Source organism: Ruegeria faecimaris (genome assembly GCF_900182615.1).
In the GTDB taxonomy this organism is placed as follows: Bacteria; Pseudomonadota; Alphaproteobacteria; order Rhodobacterales; family Rhodobacteraceae; genus Ruegeria; species Ruegeria faecimaris.
The window spans coordinates 22,739-37,732 of sequence record NZ_FXTE01000011.1 but is presented as its reverse complement, the minus strand read 5'-3'; the positions used below and the strand labels follow the sequence as shown (position 1 = coordinate 37,732).

The window sequence follows — 14,994 nt, the reverse complement described above, 5'->3', positions numbered from 1 at the left end:
CGGCACGTTCAAGTTCAGTATGGCATTTTCCGCGCGCCTCAGCGCGCTCAGTTTCCCGCCGCATGCGCGGCGGGTGTGGCAGGGTTGAGAGCTGCCGCACCGCGGAAGGTCACCGCCCCTGCCCGGTCCTTGGACCGCGCGCCACACGTGGCGCATCTGTGGTCCGGGTTTTGGCCGGAGCAGAAGAAAGGGCGGCTTGTGCCGCCCTGCCCTTATGTCATTCGGTGACGGGATCGTCATCGGTGCGCTTCGGGAAGGCCACCATCTCGACGCCGGGGAACATGCTGTGCTTGACCTGGATCGAGGTGATGTTGCCAGTCTCATCGGTGTTGACGAAGAGAACCCCGCAACGATCCCAGAAGTTTTTGCCTTCTTTTTCACCGGTCTTGACGTTCAGTTTCAGAGTTTGAGTTGCCATTGTTTGATCCTCGCTATGACGTGTTTCGGTGAACATGGGAAAAGCGGGCATCAAGGGGACGTCAGCAGGGAATTTGGTCCGCGCGGAATGCGCCGCAGGCGCAGGGGAAATCCCCTGTTGAAGCGCGATGCCCGGACCGGGCACCGCGCGTCTTCCCCGACTGCCCGCTTATGTTCATCCCTTCAGAAACACGGCAGCCTAGGATTTTCTGAGGCAACGAGTTTGAAACTGTCAGGCCAAGTGAAAAGGCAAAAATTTCTGGGATCGTTGCACGCGGGTCATTTGAACGTAGCGATGTAGTTTATGGCAGCAACATTGCTTCGGTCCGACGCAGGCGCGGCGCACAGTTTCGAGTGCGGAGTGCGGGGTGTCCTTTCTCAACCGGTATGACACTCGTCCTAAAGAATGGAGGGCCGCTAGCGGTGCAAGTCGCCCTGTTGAATTGGCGGAGGCCAAAGACCGGACGGTCCGGCCCTAGTCCGCGCTTGCGCGGATCAGGTGATCAGCCGGACTCAATTTGGCGGGGTGGAATCTGACCAAATAACTTCCGCCACCACTCAGACTTGAGCTTCGCTGCCAGAAGCAGAATTGCCTGGTCCAGGCTCATCGGGCGAACTGGAGCACGAAGCTTTCAAGGAAAGGGTACCTGTTCATCCGAAAGTCTTGAACGCACTTGAGCAATATCAATGGCCGGCTAACTGGACGCACTGGTTGTCACCCATCCACACTCAAATTCATTCCGGATTGCGAATGCCCGCTCCCATCAAAACCGGCATCGTCCGCGCATCAGAATTGATTTCGAATACTTGTTCGACCCGAATGGAGCCTAGTCGTGCCGCCTCCAGCGCGGCCTTCATTTGATTCAGCGTCAATCCAAAGCCGTCATCATCTGACGCTTGCCAATCCCACTGCACAAAATGCCCACCCTTGTTGAGCAAACCCGCCAGTACTGCCACGGCGCCACTGTAATCTGGAAGAAAGGCGCAAACGGAAGACGCGCAGATCAAATCGAATTCTGAAAACTCATTCCCTAATTCCGGAACATCTCCAGCCAGCATATCTCCGTGAACGGCCCTGACATTGTGCAGCTGTTTGTTCTGAAGGACGTCAATCATATTCTCCGAAGTATCAACCGCGAAAACTTCCGCCACATGCGGTGCAATTTTCTCCGCCAGCAATCCGGTACCACATCCAAAGTCGAGCACGCGTTTTGATCGCCAATCCTTCCCACGAAGATTCAAGTGGTCGTCGAGCGAGGCAAAAGCGTGGTTTGCGTAGCGTCTAACGTCGCTGTTGTCGTCCCAGCCATCCGCATAGTCGTTCCAGTCATCGGTCATGTTGCTTACGCTTCCTTGTGGGATTTCATCGGCTCCAACACATCTACGCTGAGGCAGACGCATCGATACGAACGCGCGACATTGGCTAGGTTGGCGACAACAGTCAACATGGGTTTGGAACGGCATATGGAAGGAATAGAGGCGACTTCGGCAAGCCTCTGCCGACAATCTTTCCCGCAAGAAAGAGGCCCACCGAAGCGGGCCACAAGTTTAACCGAAGGAAAGTCTCGAGGTATTGAAACCAGGCTAACGCTTGCGCGCGCGATCGACAACACCGTCGGCTGATATCGTAGCGATCCTATCCTCGGTGCGGCGGGTCATTTCCACCCCGTCACCCGTCATATGCGCCTCGGCAAACTCGGTGAACTTGAAGATACTGCCATCGGCTTCAACATGGGTTTCATCTTCCGCCGAGCGGCGTATGACCGACCCGTCATGTCGGATTTCGATGATCGTGTTGTCGGCCATGCGGACCGTCACAGAATGCTCATCCACGGCGACACCCTGCCACCACATTTCCGCATCGCGGCGCACAACAATACGGTTCGGATGCAGCTTGATCTGCACGTCCTGTGCCGCCTCTGGATCAGCCGCTTTCACAACAACGATGGCCTCTTGCGCGCTGGGGTCACCATGGATCGACGCGCTCCCGTTTTTCGGCGACCAGAGCTTTGGCTGTTCGCGCGGTTTGCCCTTCTGATCCGTATGAAACCCGACAAACATCTGCGCGGATTTCCAGACACGGCGAGCGGCTTTTTCGAGCTTGTTCGAAGTGGTGTCCATGGGTCTATCCAAATCCGTTTTGATCAAGTGATCGCTTTTGAGAATGAGCCGGGTGACCGACCTCTGTTAGCTATGCGCGACGGGGTGTTCACGCAATGCCACTTTGAGTTTTCCTCATTGAGGATGACACAGCCAGAGATTGATAGGCAGGGCGCTGTGCGCCCTGCCCCATTGGGTTCAGAAGCAATCCGGCACCCAAGCGTCGATGTTCGCTTTCTGTGCCTCTGACACACCCAATGCCACCTGATGTTCTGCATCGTTGAACAGCTTGTGCATCGCCTCGTTCTTCGCGCCTTTCTTGGATTTCGCAAAGGCTTTGAACATATCCGTGTCGCCATGCAGGTCCAGCAGGTCCTTGTAGAGATCATCCAGTTGCCAGCCTTTCAGCCGTTTGAAGCAGTTCTCAGCAGAGGGGGTCCAGATCGCGCGCATGCCGGCACCAATCTCAGCCTCGATCTCGCCCATGAACTCCGGGCGTTGGGTCAGGAACCGCCGGGCCAGAAAAGCTGTGATCTCTCCATTGCGGGTCTTCTTGCCCAGATCGCGAAACGCTTTGAACGCCTCTACGTTGCCTTGTGCGGCCATTTCGTGGAACTGATCATAGGCTGCCTCTGCTGCCGCATCCCGCTCCCCGCCAAGACGCGGGTCGAGGATGAACTGGTCGTCGATTTCCGGCGTATTCCGTTCAGCGCCGCCAAAGCCAAACAAGGTGCTGGTCAGACCGGAGGCCGGGGTGGTGAAGAACGCAAACAGGCTCAGCACATAGTCAGGCTTGTCCAGCAAAGCCGTTTGAACCGCCGCCAGCCGGATCGCCACCATGTCGTCGATGAACTTCTGCGAATAGGCAGGTTTTGGTTTCTCTTTGGCCTCGGACTCTTTGACCGGGGCCAGAATACCGGCCTCAATGGCGGCCTGGAGATGTTCCGCCGCGACATAGGCCGAGGATGTTTTGATCTCGCCAGTGTTGCCGACATAGACAAACACACCGGACAGCATGCGCTGATCGTCGGAGTAAAACGGCGCGGCATAGTCTTCGAGCGCTGCAAGCTCCTTTTCGCCATCTTCATCCAGAGCCTCAGCCTCATAGAGTTCGGCCAGTTCGTCATACCGCTCGGCCTGTTCTTCGGTGAAGTCCCGGCTCACCATCTCCAGACGGTGCATGCCTTCACTTCCCGAGAACCGATAGGGAATGTAGCTTTCGTCATGGGTGTCCACCCAGTCCCAGCCTTCCGCTTCGCGCAGCTTTTCTGCTTCTGTCGCCAGTTTCTCAGCAAAGAGACGGTCCAGTAGCTCACCTTCATTGAACAGGGTCTCATCGGCAAAGAGATCGGTGGTGACCGTGCCGCCGGCTTCAACATAAGCCTCCTGCCCGACAAACACAGCCTTGCGGTTGGTGCTGCTGACAGCCTCAGAGGTCAGGGCCTGTTTGACATCATGCTCACTAAACCACCGACACTCTTTGGCCTGTTCCAGCACCTCCAGAATTTTCTCTTCCTCGGTGCTGACTGTCATGGCCTTGGCCAGCCCCATGCTGATCTCATCGGCTTTGAGCGCGTCCAATACGGCGGCAGGCAGACCGGCCAATGCGAGGCGGCGGCGCACATGGGCTTCGGTCACGCCGAACGCGTTGCTGATCTTGGCAACAGACAGGGATTTCTCCGCCATCTTGCCATAGGCGCGGACCTCGTCCACCGGGTCCAGTTCTTCACGGGCGGTGTTTTCCGCATTCGCCCATTGCTCGGCCACAAACGGATTATCCGTGACTTTGACCGGCACCTGTGCCAGATCGGCACGTTCGGTCACGGCGATGTTCAGAGCTCGCAAGCGGCGGCCACCGGCGACGATGGCGACTTTGCCATCTGCGTCGCGCAGACCGCTGAGGTTCTGGATCAGGCCGCACATGACCAGACTGTCGGCCAGCAGGGCAATGCCTTCCTCAGAAACCTCCTGACGCGGGTTCAATTCAGACAGGTAGAGATCGGTCAGGGCGATGGCTTCGATGATTTCCGGTGCGGTGAATGTTTCGAGTTTGCTCATGGGGCAAATCCTTGTTTGAGTGTTTTGCTTTGTGTTAAGGGTGCCCTACCCCTCGTGGGGGTAGAGCGAGGCCGCTTAAACGGCTGCGTTTTGGATCAGGAAGCGGCGTCCGATGTCGAAGTCATCGCCCTTCCTGATTAGCGCCCACGCTTCTGCGATACGCTGCTGCAAGATTTCATTGCTCATGGTGTTCACCTCCTTTCTGGTTTGGGATTGGGATCAGTATTCGCTGGGGCACATGATGGTCAGGACGCGACGCGTCACTGCGGGGTCAAACGGGCGGTCGGAGCCGTATGTGTAATCCGCGTCGTAAAGATCGATTTTCCAGAACAGCTTTTGGCCGCTGACGATCACCGTCCCGAATGTGTGATCACCATAAGGGTCATTGCCTTCATCGAACTGGTCATCCGACGCCACCGCCTTCAAAGCTGCGGTCTGGAACTCCATCCCTTCGCCTGACACGCCGGGCGTGACAAACACCTGCCCCTGAATGCCTTTGGACTGCATCTCAATGGCTGCAGTCGGATCGATCAGGGCTTTCCGAAACAGGTCATTCTGGACCGCAATCTCTGCCGCCTGAAGGCTGGTGTCATTTTCGATGTCATTTGTCGTCTCAAGGTTCAAAACCGTCTCTCCTCTCATGGTGTGACCTCCGGGGCTGATCCCCTTTGGTGCTGGTTTTGAGCCGAGCCCTGAAAGGGCGTCGTCTCTAAAACCTGCCCCGTGGCGAACGCGGAGAGGGGCGAGACAGGACAAATCGACAAGAGTGGTGCGGCCCGCAGCGCAACGCGCGAGGACACGGTCTTGTCTATTTGTCTTGTCCGAGGGGGGAGGCCGCGCCTTCCCCCTGACGTCGGGGGGGCGTTTGGCTTGCCCAAATCCCGCCTGACCAACAAAAAAGAAGCCAAAGGATCTTTGATCCTGCGGGAGCGCAAAAGGGATCGTCACCCGAACGGGCAGATCACCACGGCATGGACCGACCATGACCCAAAGCCCCTGCCCGGCTCGCAAGAGACGGTTCAGGGGCTACTGGGACAGGGAGATCATTCTGGGGTGTTCTGGGTGGAAGCCGGCATGCCGACTGAAACCTAGAGCCCGGTCACGAGCCAGCTGGCTCGGGATTTGCCAAGGGACAAAGGCCGCAGCCCGAAATCACTCACCGACCGGAACATACCCTCGTCGGAGCTTTTGCTTTTCAAGGTTATGAAGCGCTTCACTAGCTTGGGCTGCGTCTTCGTACGTCACCAACATGGCTTGCCCGTTTGTGCCGATACGTCCCCAGGTACGAAGAACAGAAACTTCGCCAAACAACGTCGGCTGCAACTCTATTCCATAGAACCGCGCCATGTTAACGTCGGGGTCCACATGGATCAGGTGGACAGGTGTCGTTGCTGTCAGTTCCATGACGCGATTGTCGGTCAATTCAGCCCTTCTGTCCAATGACATTGCGAAATCAATTCCCGGGAAAGGACCCTGATCCTGAACGGAAAATGACATCGAATGCATCCGCTACTACTATAGCTGACCAATATGTAGGTAATAGGATCTGCCATGTTTCGTTTTCTACTATTTGCTTTCGTGATGGGTCTTGCCGCCAACGCGGGTGCGGCGCAGACACCGCCTTCGGCTGATGAGGTCGCGCAATACGACGGTCTCTTCGCAGCCGCTCACACCGGCAACGAAGAAATGATCCGGCAACTCGTTGCGGCAGGGGCAAACGTCAACGCGCGGGACTCGTGGGGTCGCACACCAGCCCATGTGGCCGCGTTTGCTTCAGAGGACGAGGCATTGAGTGCACTGGCTGAGGCTGGCGCCGACATGAATGCACTTGAAGATCAGGCCTACGACGTGGTCACGATTGCGGCCGTTGCAAATGATCCGGAACTGATGACGCTCGCCATTGAGCTCGGCAACGATCCCGGCCTCACGACCAGCCCTTATGACGGAACCGCTCTTATCGCGGCCGCGCATCTCGGTCATGTCGAGATTGTCAGACGGCTGATCGCCGCCGGCGCGCCTCTGGACCATGTGAACAATCTTCATTGGACAGCCGTTATCGAAGCCGTTGTGCTTGGCGACGGCGGCCCGGATCATCTTGCGGTTCTGGATGCCTTATTGGCTGCGGGTGCTGACAGATCGCTTGCCGATCGTAACGGAATTACCCCACTCGAACACGCCGAACTTCGCGGATTTTCCGAGATGGCAGAGCGGCTGAGAACAGAGGATTGAGGCCTGTCCGGCAGGCGGAAGCGGTGAGTTTCACCGGACAGGCACCGATGGCAGCTTGGATATGACCGACCTCGGGTCAAGGTCTCGGCGTGGTAGAGTGGCGACAAAGATGAAGACATCCCAAGGACAACGGCAAAATGAACAAGATCGGAAAAAGTAAACAGGTCGGCTACAGCGCGCTTGTTTGCGCGAGGCGCAGCTTTCTTGCTGCATCAGGCTTTGGCGCGCTGACGGTCGGCTTGAGTGGCTCTGTCCTGGGCCAAACTTCTTCGGGTGCGGACGACGCTATACCTCAGCCAAGTGATCCCAAAGATGCCTCATTCATGGAGCGCGCCTTCGAGATGCGTCAGTATGCGATTGACCATGGAGATCAAGGGTATGGCGCAGTTGTGGTGCGCGACAATGTCATTATTGGCCAGTCATGGAGCAGGGTCATCTTGGATCAAGACCCCACGGCCCACGCTGAAATGGCCGCGATCAGGGATGCCGCGCGACGCCTTAATCACCGAGATTTGACCGGATCGGTCATGTACTCATCCTCCCGACCATGTCCCATGTGTGAAGCCGCGGCATACTGGGCTGGAGTCCGCCTGATGTTCTACGGCCGGAAAATCACGAGCGCAAGTTCCCCGAAGCTTTGCAGTTAGTATGGTTCTCAGCCATCAGCAACGTTTCATTTTGCATTCGCCTCCCACGGTGGGAAGTCCGGCCCACAACCGCCGTTGACCACCGGTCTCCTCCGCTGCGGTGCGGCCCGTCGAACCTGCCGTTCGCTGCGAGAGCAAGATTAAGGTCATGCTGAATTCACACAGTGCGGACTTTCCCGCCTTTTGCTCACGCGGCTATTGCTGACGCAGCATCATTTTGCGGATGCGGTACGCTGGCCGCTGCGTTGCATCCAAAGTCGCCAGAGCGGTCATTCAACGCCCTGCTGAGTCACAAAATTCGATCCGTGCTTTCGCCGCAGGCGTTTCCAACGATTCAGTAGCGGACAAGTGTGAATTCGCTGCGGGTGCGTCAATGTCTGCTTTTCGAAACCCGTAGCTCTCGGAAACTTGTCTGACTTCAGTCCGACTTGTCATAAGCTTCATGTTCGGCATCAATATTGCTCAAGTGCACCAACGCCCAATAACCCAAAGTACTTACAGGCTCGCGGAACGATAGATACGTCATGGCCCAACTGGCCCGAGCATGCATATTCGGCGTTAAGGAGAACATATGATAACACGGATCGTTGTATCCAGACAGCTCTGTTTTAACCCGCCTGCGCAACGTTCTTTTTTGAACACCGCCTGCTCAGGCCAATAATCATCAGAACTCGGTGTCTATGAATTATGTCATTCGTGGGAATTGTTGCCCAAACGACTTCGCTTCAAAAGACCTGCCGTACACCGAGTTCTTTGATTTGCGGCCACTTATTGACTGCGGCAATTATTCGACGGCCTCGTCCGCGTCGTCAGCCAGATCGATCCAGATGGTTTTCAACTGGGTGTATTGATCGTGAGCATGAACTGAGTTGTCGCGCCCGCCAAAGCCGGATTGCTTGTAGCCGCCGAAGGGCGTGGTGATGTCGCCCTCACCAAAGCAGTTGACGGTCACCGTCCCCGCCCGGATGGCCCGCGCGCCCCGGATGGCGCGTTTGGCGTTGGCAGTGAAGATCGAGGCACAGAGGCCATAGTCGGTGTCGTTGGCCATCCTGATGGCCTCATCAAAGCCCGACACTTCGATCACCGACAGGACGGGTCCAAAGATTTCCTCGCGCGCCAGCGTGGCATCGTTGCCGGGCACCTCGACCACGGTGGCCTCGACATAGCCCCCGGCGGCTTTACCACCAGAGCTTACAGCGTCGGCCTTGCCACCGATCAAAACGTTTTCAGCCTGATCCAGATAGCCGCACACCTTGGTGTAATGCGCCTCGCTGACCAGTGCGCCCATACGGGTTTCCGGGTCCAGCGGGTCACCGATATTCCACTGTTTCGCGTGATGCGCAATGCGCTCCAACACTTCTGCCTTCACATCCTTATGCACAATCAACCGCGACGAGGCCGAGCAATTCTCGCCCATGTTCCAGAAAGCGCCATTGACGATATGCGCCGCCACCCGGTCCAGGTTCTCGGCGTCCTCCATCACGATGGCGGGGTTCTTGCCGCCCATCTCAAGCACCACTTCTTTGGCGTTGCTTTCCGCCGAATAGCTCAGGAACCGCTTGCCGGTGACTGTCGAGCCGGTGAAGGATACCATGTCGATATCCATGTGCCGCCCCATAGGTTCACCAACCTCGGCCCCACCGCCGGGAAGGATGTTCAGAACGCCGCGCGGCAACCCGGCTTCCATCGCCAGTTCGGCCAGTCGCAAAGCGGTCAGAGTCGTTTCCGCCGCCGGTTTCACCACCACCGAACACCCCGCCGCCAGCGCTGGGCCGATCTTCCACGCCAACATCAGCAATGGGAAATTCCACGGCAGCACCAGTCCGACAACGCCAATGGGTTCCCGCACCACCATGGCGATGTGGTCGTCGCTGGCAGGCGAAACCTGATCGTAGATCTTGTCGATCGCCTCGGCGTGCCATTGCAGGCAATGGATGGTTTCCGGCACATCGACCGTTTCGCAGTCATAGATGGTCTTGCCGCTGTCGATGCTCTCCATCACCGCAAGTTCACGGGCGTTGCGGGTCATCAGCTTGCACAGCCGGATCAGAACATCCTTGCGCTCGGACGGGTGCAGTTTCGACCAGCGGCCATCGTCAAACGCCTCACGCGCCTTTTCGACGGCAAAATCTACATCCGCTGCGTCGCAGGCCGCGATGTCGGCCAGCTTTTCACCTTTCGCGGGGTTCACTGTTTCAAATACGTTGCCCGAGATCGCCGGGCGGTACGCGCCATCAATGAAGGCACCGGTGGGCAGGGTCAGACCCGCGGCGATGGATTTGTATTCGTCCTGTGTCAGCAATTCCATGCCTTACTCCTCTGCCACGATATCTGCGATTGTCTTCTTCAGCACCCGCGTCACCTGTTCCAGCGCGCGTTTGTCGTCTTTGTTCAAACCCTTCAAAGGGGGCCGCATTGCGCCTGCGTCGATCCCGTTCATGGTCACGCCATGCTTGATGGTCTGGATGAACTTGCCACCCTGTTCCAGCACTCGCATCAGCGGCATCATGGCAGACATGATCCGGCGACCCTTGGCAAAATTGCCTTCGATCACACATGCATTGTACAGCGCCACATGTTCGGCGGGCAGGAAGTTCGACCCGCCGCACACCCAGAACGGCGCACCCCAGGCGAAGAACTCCAGCGCCTGATCGTCCATGCCGCAGCCCAGTTGGATATGCGAATAGTCGCGCGCCAACAGGTGTACCCGGTTGATATCCCCCGAGCTTTCCTTGATGCCGCAGAAGTTGCGACTGCGGCCCACACGATCAAGAAACTCCTCACTCATCATCGAACCGGTGCGGTGCGGGTAATTGTACAGCATCACCGGCAGGTCGGCGGCCTTGTCGATGGCCAGTGCGTTCAAGGCGTTCTCGCGGTCGGTCGGCACTGAATAGGGCGGGCTGGCCAGCAGGATCGCATCGGCGCCGATTTCACGCGCGCCCGAGGCCAGCGCCACGGAATCCGGTGTCAGCATCGCTCCGGTGCCCACGACCAGCGGCAGGCGGCCCTTCAGTTGCGCATGCGTGAACCGCGCCAGCTCCAGCCGTTCTTCTACGGTCTGGGCATAGTTCTCGCCGGTCGACCCCCCCGAGATCAGGCCGTGCACGCCATTCTCAATCAGGTATTCGATCTCATCCGACAGGGCGTCCCTATTGACGCTGCCATCGGCGCTATATGGGGTCACCACCGGGGTGTAGATCCCTTCAAATTTGAACAGGGGAGTCATGTTTCATGCAGCTTTCTGGTTATTAATCAACGGGCTGTTCATTGGGCTACATGTAACCCAATACCGTTGGGAGATAGAGAGACAGTGGCGGCCAGAACGTTACCGCGAGTTGTACCGGCAGTGCGGTGAAAACCACCAGCGACAAGGCTGGTTTTATCACCTGCGACATGCCAACATTGGTGACGCGGCAGGTCATAAACAGAATGGGCGCCATCGGCGGGGTATTGCACCCGATCACAACACTTACCCCGATAATCGCGGCGAATTGGATCGGGTCCACTCCGATTTGCACCATAACCGGCAACAGAAGCGGGCTGGTGATAGCGATGACCGAAATGTCATCCATGATCATGCCAAGCAAGATCAAGAAGATGTTTACCGCAATCAGAATGGCAATCTTGTTCTTGAATAACAAAAACAGCAGTTCGGTCATTTCCTGTGGAACCCGCTCCAGCGTAAATATCCGGCTGGCGATAAAGGAAAAGATCAGGATCACCAGGATCACACCCGTTGTCGCCGCGGCCTCAACGATACAGCGGAACAGTTTTTGGATATCCAGTTCCTTGTAGACAAAGAAACCGACAGGGATCGAATAGACCACGGCTATCGCGGCCGCTTCGGTGGGGGTAAATGTCCCTGAATAGATGCCTCCGAGAATGATGATCGGCATCATCAACGCCGGGATGGCGTACCAACCGGTGGTGCCGATTTCGCGCACACGTTCGTTCAGAGGCAGTCTGGGCGCTTCGAGCCCACCCACGCGACGCATCCGTATGGAGTTGTAGATGATCAGAACAACAATCAACAAAAGCCCGGGCCCCACTGTTGCCAGGAAACAGGCCGCCACCGATTGCCGCGTCACCACCGCATAAAGAATCATCGTGATGCTGGGCGGTATTAGCAAGCCAAGTAGTGACGATGCCCCCAAAAGCGAAGCGGTATACGGACGGTCATAGCCGTATTTTTCCATCGGGTCGGTCATAATCTTGCCGATCGATGCAACGGCGGCCGACGCGGTACCCGAAATCGCTCCGAAAATACCGCAGGCCACAACCATCGACGCCCCCATTCCGCTGCGCGATCCGCCAACGAGGGCCTCGACAAAGGCCACCAGGCGTTTGGCGATGCCTCCGACCTGCATGATATAGCCCGTCATAATGAAAAGCGGCAATGCAACCAGAATGATGGAATTGACTGACCAGAAACCTGTGGTCATCAGGCTGGAAATATCGACGTCATAAATCACGGAGAGTGTTAAAGCCATTGCCGCGAAGGAAAAGACAACGGGCACACCCAGGATCATGAGAATAACAACAACCGCAATGGCTAGCAGAGCACCCATTCAAACTTCCTTTCGATACCTGCCTCAAAGACAGTGCTGTGAGGATTGGGATGAATCGGCGTCCTGCGCATCATCCTCCTCCCCATAAATCAGCACCAAAAGGTCATGCAGAAAATCCCGTGTCAGATAGACGATAAACAGGATCGACCCTACAACCAGGCTGAATTGAGAAATGTACCAGGGCACACGGAAAACCGAAGTGGCCTGTCCTTTGGCGACACCCCAGCTAAACAGATCAAGGCTCCAGAGCAGGATGAATACCGACAGGACCAACGAGATGGTCGTCGCAAACAGCGCAATGGCCTGCACGATTTTCTTGTTTGTGAAAATCAGGGGAATGAAATCCGCCGACAAATGCGAGCGTTCACTAGACGCAAGGCCCGCGCCTATCAGATAGAACCACATCACACTGAGGAGGATGATCTCTTCAAGCCCGAATACCGGCGTACCCACAATCGAACGGAAGAATACTCCACCCGCAAAGGCAACGGCAATGACCATGCCCAGAACAAAGACAACCGGTTTTGCGATGGCCGTCAAAACCGAGTCAAAAAGGTCAATTGCGTTCAGCACCACACCCAAAATGCCGCTTGGTTTCTTGCTCATTGTGATCACCTCCCATAAATAGTCCTGTCTCCCGAACACGCTGGGAGACAGGGTATTTCACATCACGTCAGAGAGTCTTATTCGAACGCAGGTGCGCTTGCGCGAACCTTGTCCATGATCTCTGTGGTGATTACTGCCTCGGCTTCGCCCCAGACCTGTTCGCGGACCACCTTTGCCCATGATCCGATTTCCTCGTCAGTCGGAACAATGTATTCCATGCCGTTTTCCTGAGCGGTCTTGATCCACTTCTCGTCTTCGGCACGGGCTTCCGCGAATTGCTTGTCGATCACTTCTTGCGCCGCCTGCGAGACGATCGCCTGATCTTCCATATCAAGTGAATTCCAGACCTCGTTGCTCATCATTACACCGGAGAAGTTGAACCGGTGCTGTGTGGCCACGAAATAATCGAGCACGTCGCCGAAATACTCATAGTCCCAATAGATCACGTTGCCCGAGTCACCAGATACAACGCCGGTCTGGATCGAGGTGTAAACTTCGTTCCAATCAATCGGAACCGCCTGGAAGCCCATCGCGTTGATAGTTTGCGGGATCGGGAAGAAGGTTTGGGCGCGCACTTTCATGTTGAGATTTTTGGCGTCCTCATAGTTTGTCGCGTATCCACCTGCAGTCGCGACACCGCCAAACCCTTCGGGATAAGCACCGAACCACTTAACACCGGTATCGGCCAACAGCGGGTTCACGATCTCTTCGATCCAGCCGCCTTCCGAAAAGGCTTCATTGGCTTCTTCCCATGTGCTGACCAGATATGGCAGGTTCATAACGCCGATGCGTTCGTCATAGGACGTTTGGGGAACCTCCAGGAGCATGTCCACATTGCCGCGCAGCATCTGGTCATATACTTCCTGCTGGCCGCCTAGCTCGCCCTGAAAGAAAGTCTGCCCGGTGATCCGGCCATCCGACAGTTCCGACATACGCTCCGCCCACATGGTGATGGATTTGCCCTGAGGCGAATCCGCATCCCCGGCGGTGCTGACTATTTTGAATGTGAATTCTTCGTCGCTCGCGAATACGCTACCTGCCGACATCGCCGCCAGAGACGCAATCGCAACCGTTTTTTTGAACCGGTTCAACATGTTTCTCCTCCTGTTTCAGTTCTTCCAAGGCGGGCTGGCGACTCAACAGGGTTAGCAGGCACGCCGACGGCGCAGTGCAACCTTGTATAAGTTATCGGCCTTGTTTCCCCCCAAGGATCAGACGCGACTGAGAAACACTCATGAATCCCAACCTGCTACGTGTTTTTATCAAGCAGATGTTGGATCGTTAATTGTACGAAAGGGACAATTATTGGTAGGTTGTCAATGTACACCAATACGGCTGTTGCTGCGCCGTAGTGCCGTTGGGGTTAGTTTGTATCGCTTTTGAAACCACCGAATAAGATGCGAACTGTCGGTAAAGCCGCACTCATAAGCGATCTGCGTCACCGAGCGATCCGTATTAACAATCATCCAATGTGCCGAAGACAATCGGATGTCGCGCCAATAGGTGGCCGGAGGCACGCGCAGATGTCTGTTGAAAAGTCTTGTCAATTCTCGCTTGGTCGTCCCAACCTGCATGGCAATGTCGGAGATGTCACAACGTTCATACATCCGCTGACGCATGATCCCAATGGCATTCACAACACGGCGATCTGAGCATTGCTCGCCGATGAAGCTGTGGTGCTGATCGCCGGGGGTATCAAAAATGCTTCTCTTTTCCGCCATCAGGTAATGCAGAACTTTCTCGGCTCGCGCCGCCCCGCAATGGCGCGACACAAGGTGCGTCCCAAGGTTAATCGAAGCCAGCCCGCCCGGACAGGTGACAAATTGGCCATCATCTACCACTGGCTGGTCGGAAATTGGTGTAATTTCAGGAAAATGCCGCCGCAGCACTGGTTCCAGTGAAAAATGCACTGCGCAACGACGCTTGTCCAAAAGCCCCAACTCGGCGAACATAAATTGACCGGTGCACAGGCCAACAATCGGAACATTCAACCGCATCGCCGTCTCGATGGCCTCGTAAATATAAGCGGGCACCGCCCGTTCCGAATGGACAATGCCCCCATGAAAAACCAAAACATCATACGCTTCCAGATCGCCAATATTGGCCGTCGGAAGGATATATAATCCGCTGCTGGATCGGATCGGCGCATTGTCTGCGGCAAGGACATCCCAGGAACAATAAACTTGTCGGCTATAGTCGCTTTCATCCGCCGCCAGACGTAGATATTCGACAAGACATGAAAACGACATGAGCGTAAAGTCAGGAGTCGGGACAATGCCCACTTTCAGCGGCGTTTCAATATCTGGCTTCGGCATGGTTGGGCCGACCCATTGATAGCTCTCGCGGTTTCTCATGATTTCACGCCA

The 14,994-nt window shown here is 56.2% G+C and carries 15 protein-coding genes; 3 read left to right on the top strand and 12 right to left on the bottom strand.

From position 1 onward, the window contains the following. Positions 1–217 precede the first annotated feature (217 nt). The 5 genes from FN806_RS15510 to FN806_RS20510 form a co-directional block, all read right to left on the bottom strand. Entirely contained in the window at positions 218–418 is a 201-nt protein-coding gene (locus FN806_RS15510; RefSeq protein ID WP_142638766.1) for a hypothetical protein, read from the bottom strand. A gap of 734 nt (positions 419–1,152) precedes the next feature. Further along, entirely contained in the window at positions 1,153–1,755 is a 603-nt protein-coding gene (locus FN806_RS15505) for a class I SAM-dependent DNA methyltransferase (protein ID WP_142638764.1), read from the bottom strand. Between the two features lie 246 nt (positions 1,756–2,001). Then, a complete protein-coding gene (locus FN806_RS15500; protein ID WP_142638762.1) occupies positions 2,002–2,538 on the bottom strand; it encodes a hypothetical protein in 537 nt (178 codons plus the stop codon). A 177-nt stretch (positions 2,539–2,715) separates the two neighbouring features. After that, a complete protein-coding gene (locus FN806_RS15495) occupies positions 2,716–4,575 on the bottom strand; it encodes a ParB/RepB/Spo0J family partition protein (protein WP_142638760.1) in 1,860 nt (619 codons plus the stop codon). Between the two features lie 219 nt (positions 4,576–4,794). Next, positions 4,795–5,217: a DUF3768 domain-containing protein gene (locus FN806_RS20510; protein WP_185956721.1), complete on the bottom strand. Its 423-nt coding sequence runs from the start codon at positions 5,215–5,217 to the stop codon at positions 4,795–4,797. A gap of 228 nt (positions 5,218–5,445) precedes the next feature. On the opposite strand from FN806_RS20510, the gene FN806_RS20505 reads away from it, so the two are divergent. Further along, complete coding sequence (locus FN806_RS20505; protein WP_185956720.1) at positions 5,446–5,667, top strand: hypothetical protein; 222 nt, start codon at positions 5,446–5,448, stop codon at positions 5,665–5,667. A gap of 60 nt (positions 5,668–5,727) precedes the next feature. Here the strand turns inward: FN806_RS20505 and FN806_RS15485 are convergent, their stop codons facing one another. Beyond that, the gene (locus FN806_RS15485; protein ID WP_142638756.1) at positions 5,728–5,979 is read right to left on the bottom strand and encodes a WGR domain-containing protein; all 252 of its coding nucleotides are present in this window, start codon (positions 5,977–5,979) and stop codon (positions 5,728–5,730) included. 147 nt (positions 5,980–6,126) lie between these two features. On the opposite strand from FN806_RS15485, the gene FN806_RS15480 reads away from it, so the two are divergent. Both FN806_RS15480 and FN806_RS15475 read left to right on the top strand, forming a co-directional pair. Next, positions 6,127–6,804, top strand: a complete 678-nt coding sequence (locus tag FN806_RS15480; protein WP_142638754.1) for an ankyrin repeat domain-containing protein — start codon at positions 6,127–6,129, stop codon at positions 6,802–6,804. A gap of 137 nt (positions 6,805–6,941) precedes the next feature. Continuing rightward, the gene (locus FN806_RS15475; protein WP_142638752.1) at positions 6,942–7,451 is read left to right on the top strand and encodes a nucleoside deaminase; all 510 of its coding nucleotides are present in this window, start codon (positions 6,942–6,944) and stop codon (positions 7,449–7,451) included. A gap of 784 nt (positions 7,452–8,235) precedes the next feature. Here the strand turns inward: FN806_RS15475 and FN806_RS15470 are convergent. The 6 genes from FN806_RS15470 to FN806_RS15445 all read right to left on the bottom strand — a co-directional run bounded on the left by FN806_RS15470 (position 8,236) and on the right by FN806_RS15445 (position 14,982). Continuing rightward, positions 8,236–9,759, bottom strand: a complete 1,524-nt coding sequence (locus FN806_RS15470; RefSeq protein ID WP_142638750.1) for an aldehyde dehydrogenase — start codon at positions 9,757–9,759, stop codon at positions 8,236–8,238. Positions 9,760–9,762: 3 nt separating this feature from the next. Beyond that, positions 9,763–10,680, bottom strand: a complete 918-nt coding sequence (locus FN806_RS15465) for a dihydrodipicolinate synthase family protein (RefSeq protein WP_142638748.1) — start codon at positions 10,678–10,680, stop codon at positions 9,763–9,765. A 46-nt stretch (positions 10,681–10,726) separates the two neighbouring features. Then, positions 10,727–12,022 carry a TRAP transporter large permease gene (locus FN806_RS15460; protein ID WP_142638746.1) on the bottom strand — a complete coding sequence of 432 codons (1,296 nt, stop codon included), beginning with the start codon at positions 12,020–12,022 and terminating at the stop codon, positions 10,727–10,729. Between the two features lie 24 nt (positions 12,023–12,046). Beyond that, entirely contained in the window at positions 12,047–12,628 is a 582-nt protein-coding gene (locus FN806_RS15455; RefSeq protein WP_142638744.1) for a TRAP transporter small permease, read from the bottom strand. A gap of 77 nt (positions 12,629–12,705) precedes the next feature. Next, positions 12,706–13,722, bottom strand: coding sequence for a TRAP transporter substrate-binding protein DctP (gene dctP / locus FN806_RS15450; protein WP_221929493.1), 1,017 nt, complete (start codon positions 13,720–13,722; stop codon positions 12,706–12,708). A 222-nt stretch (positions 13,723–13,944) separates the two neighbouring features. Continuing rightward, the gene (locus FN806_RS15445) at positions 13,945–14,982 is read right to left on the bottom strand and encodes a GlxA family transcriptional regulator (protein ID WP_221929492.1); all 1,038 of its coding nucleotides are present in this window, start codon (positions 14,980–14,982) and stop codon (positions 13,945–13,947) included. Between the last annotated feature and the right edge of the window lie 12 nt (positions 14,983–14,994).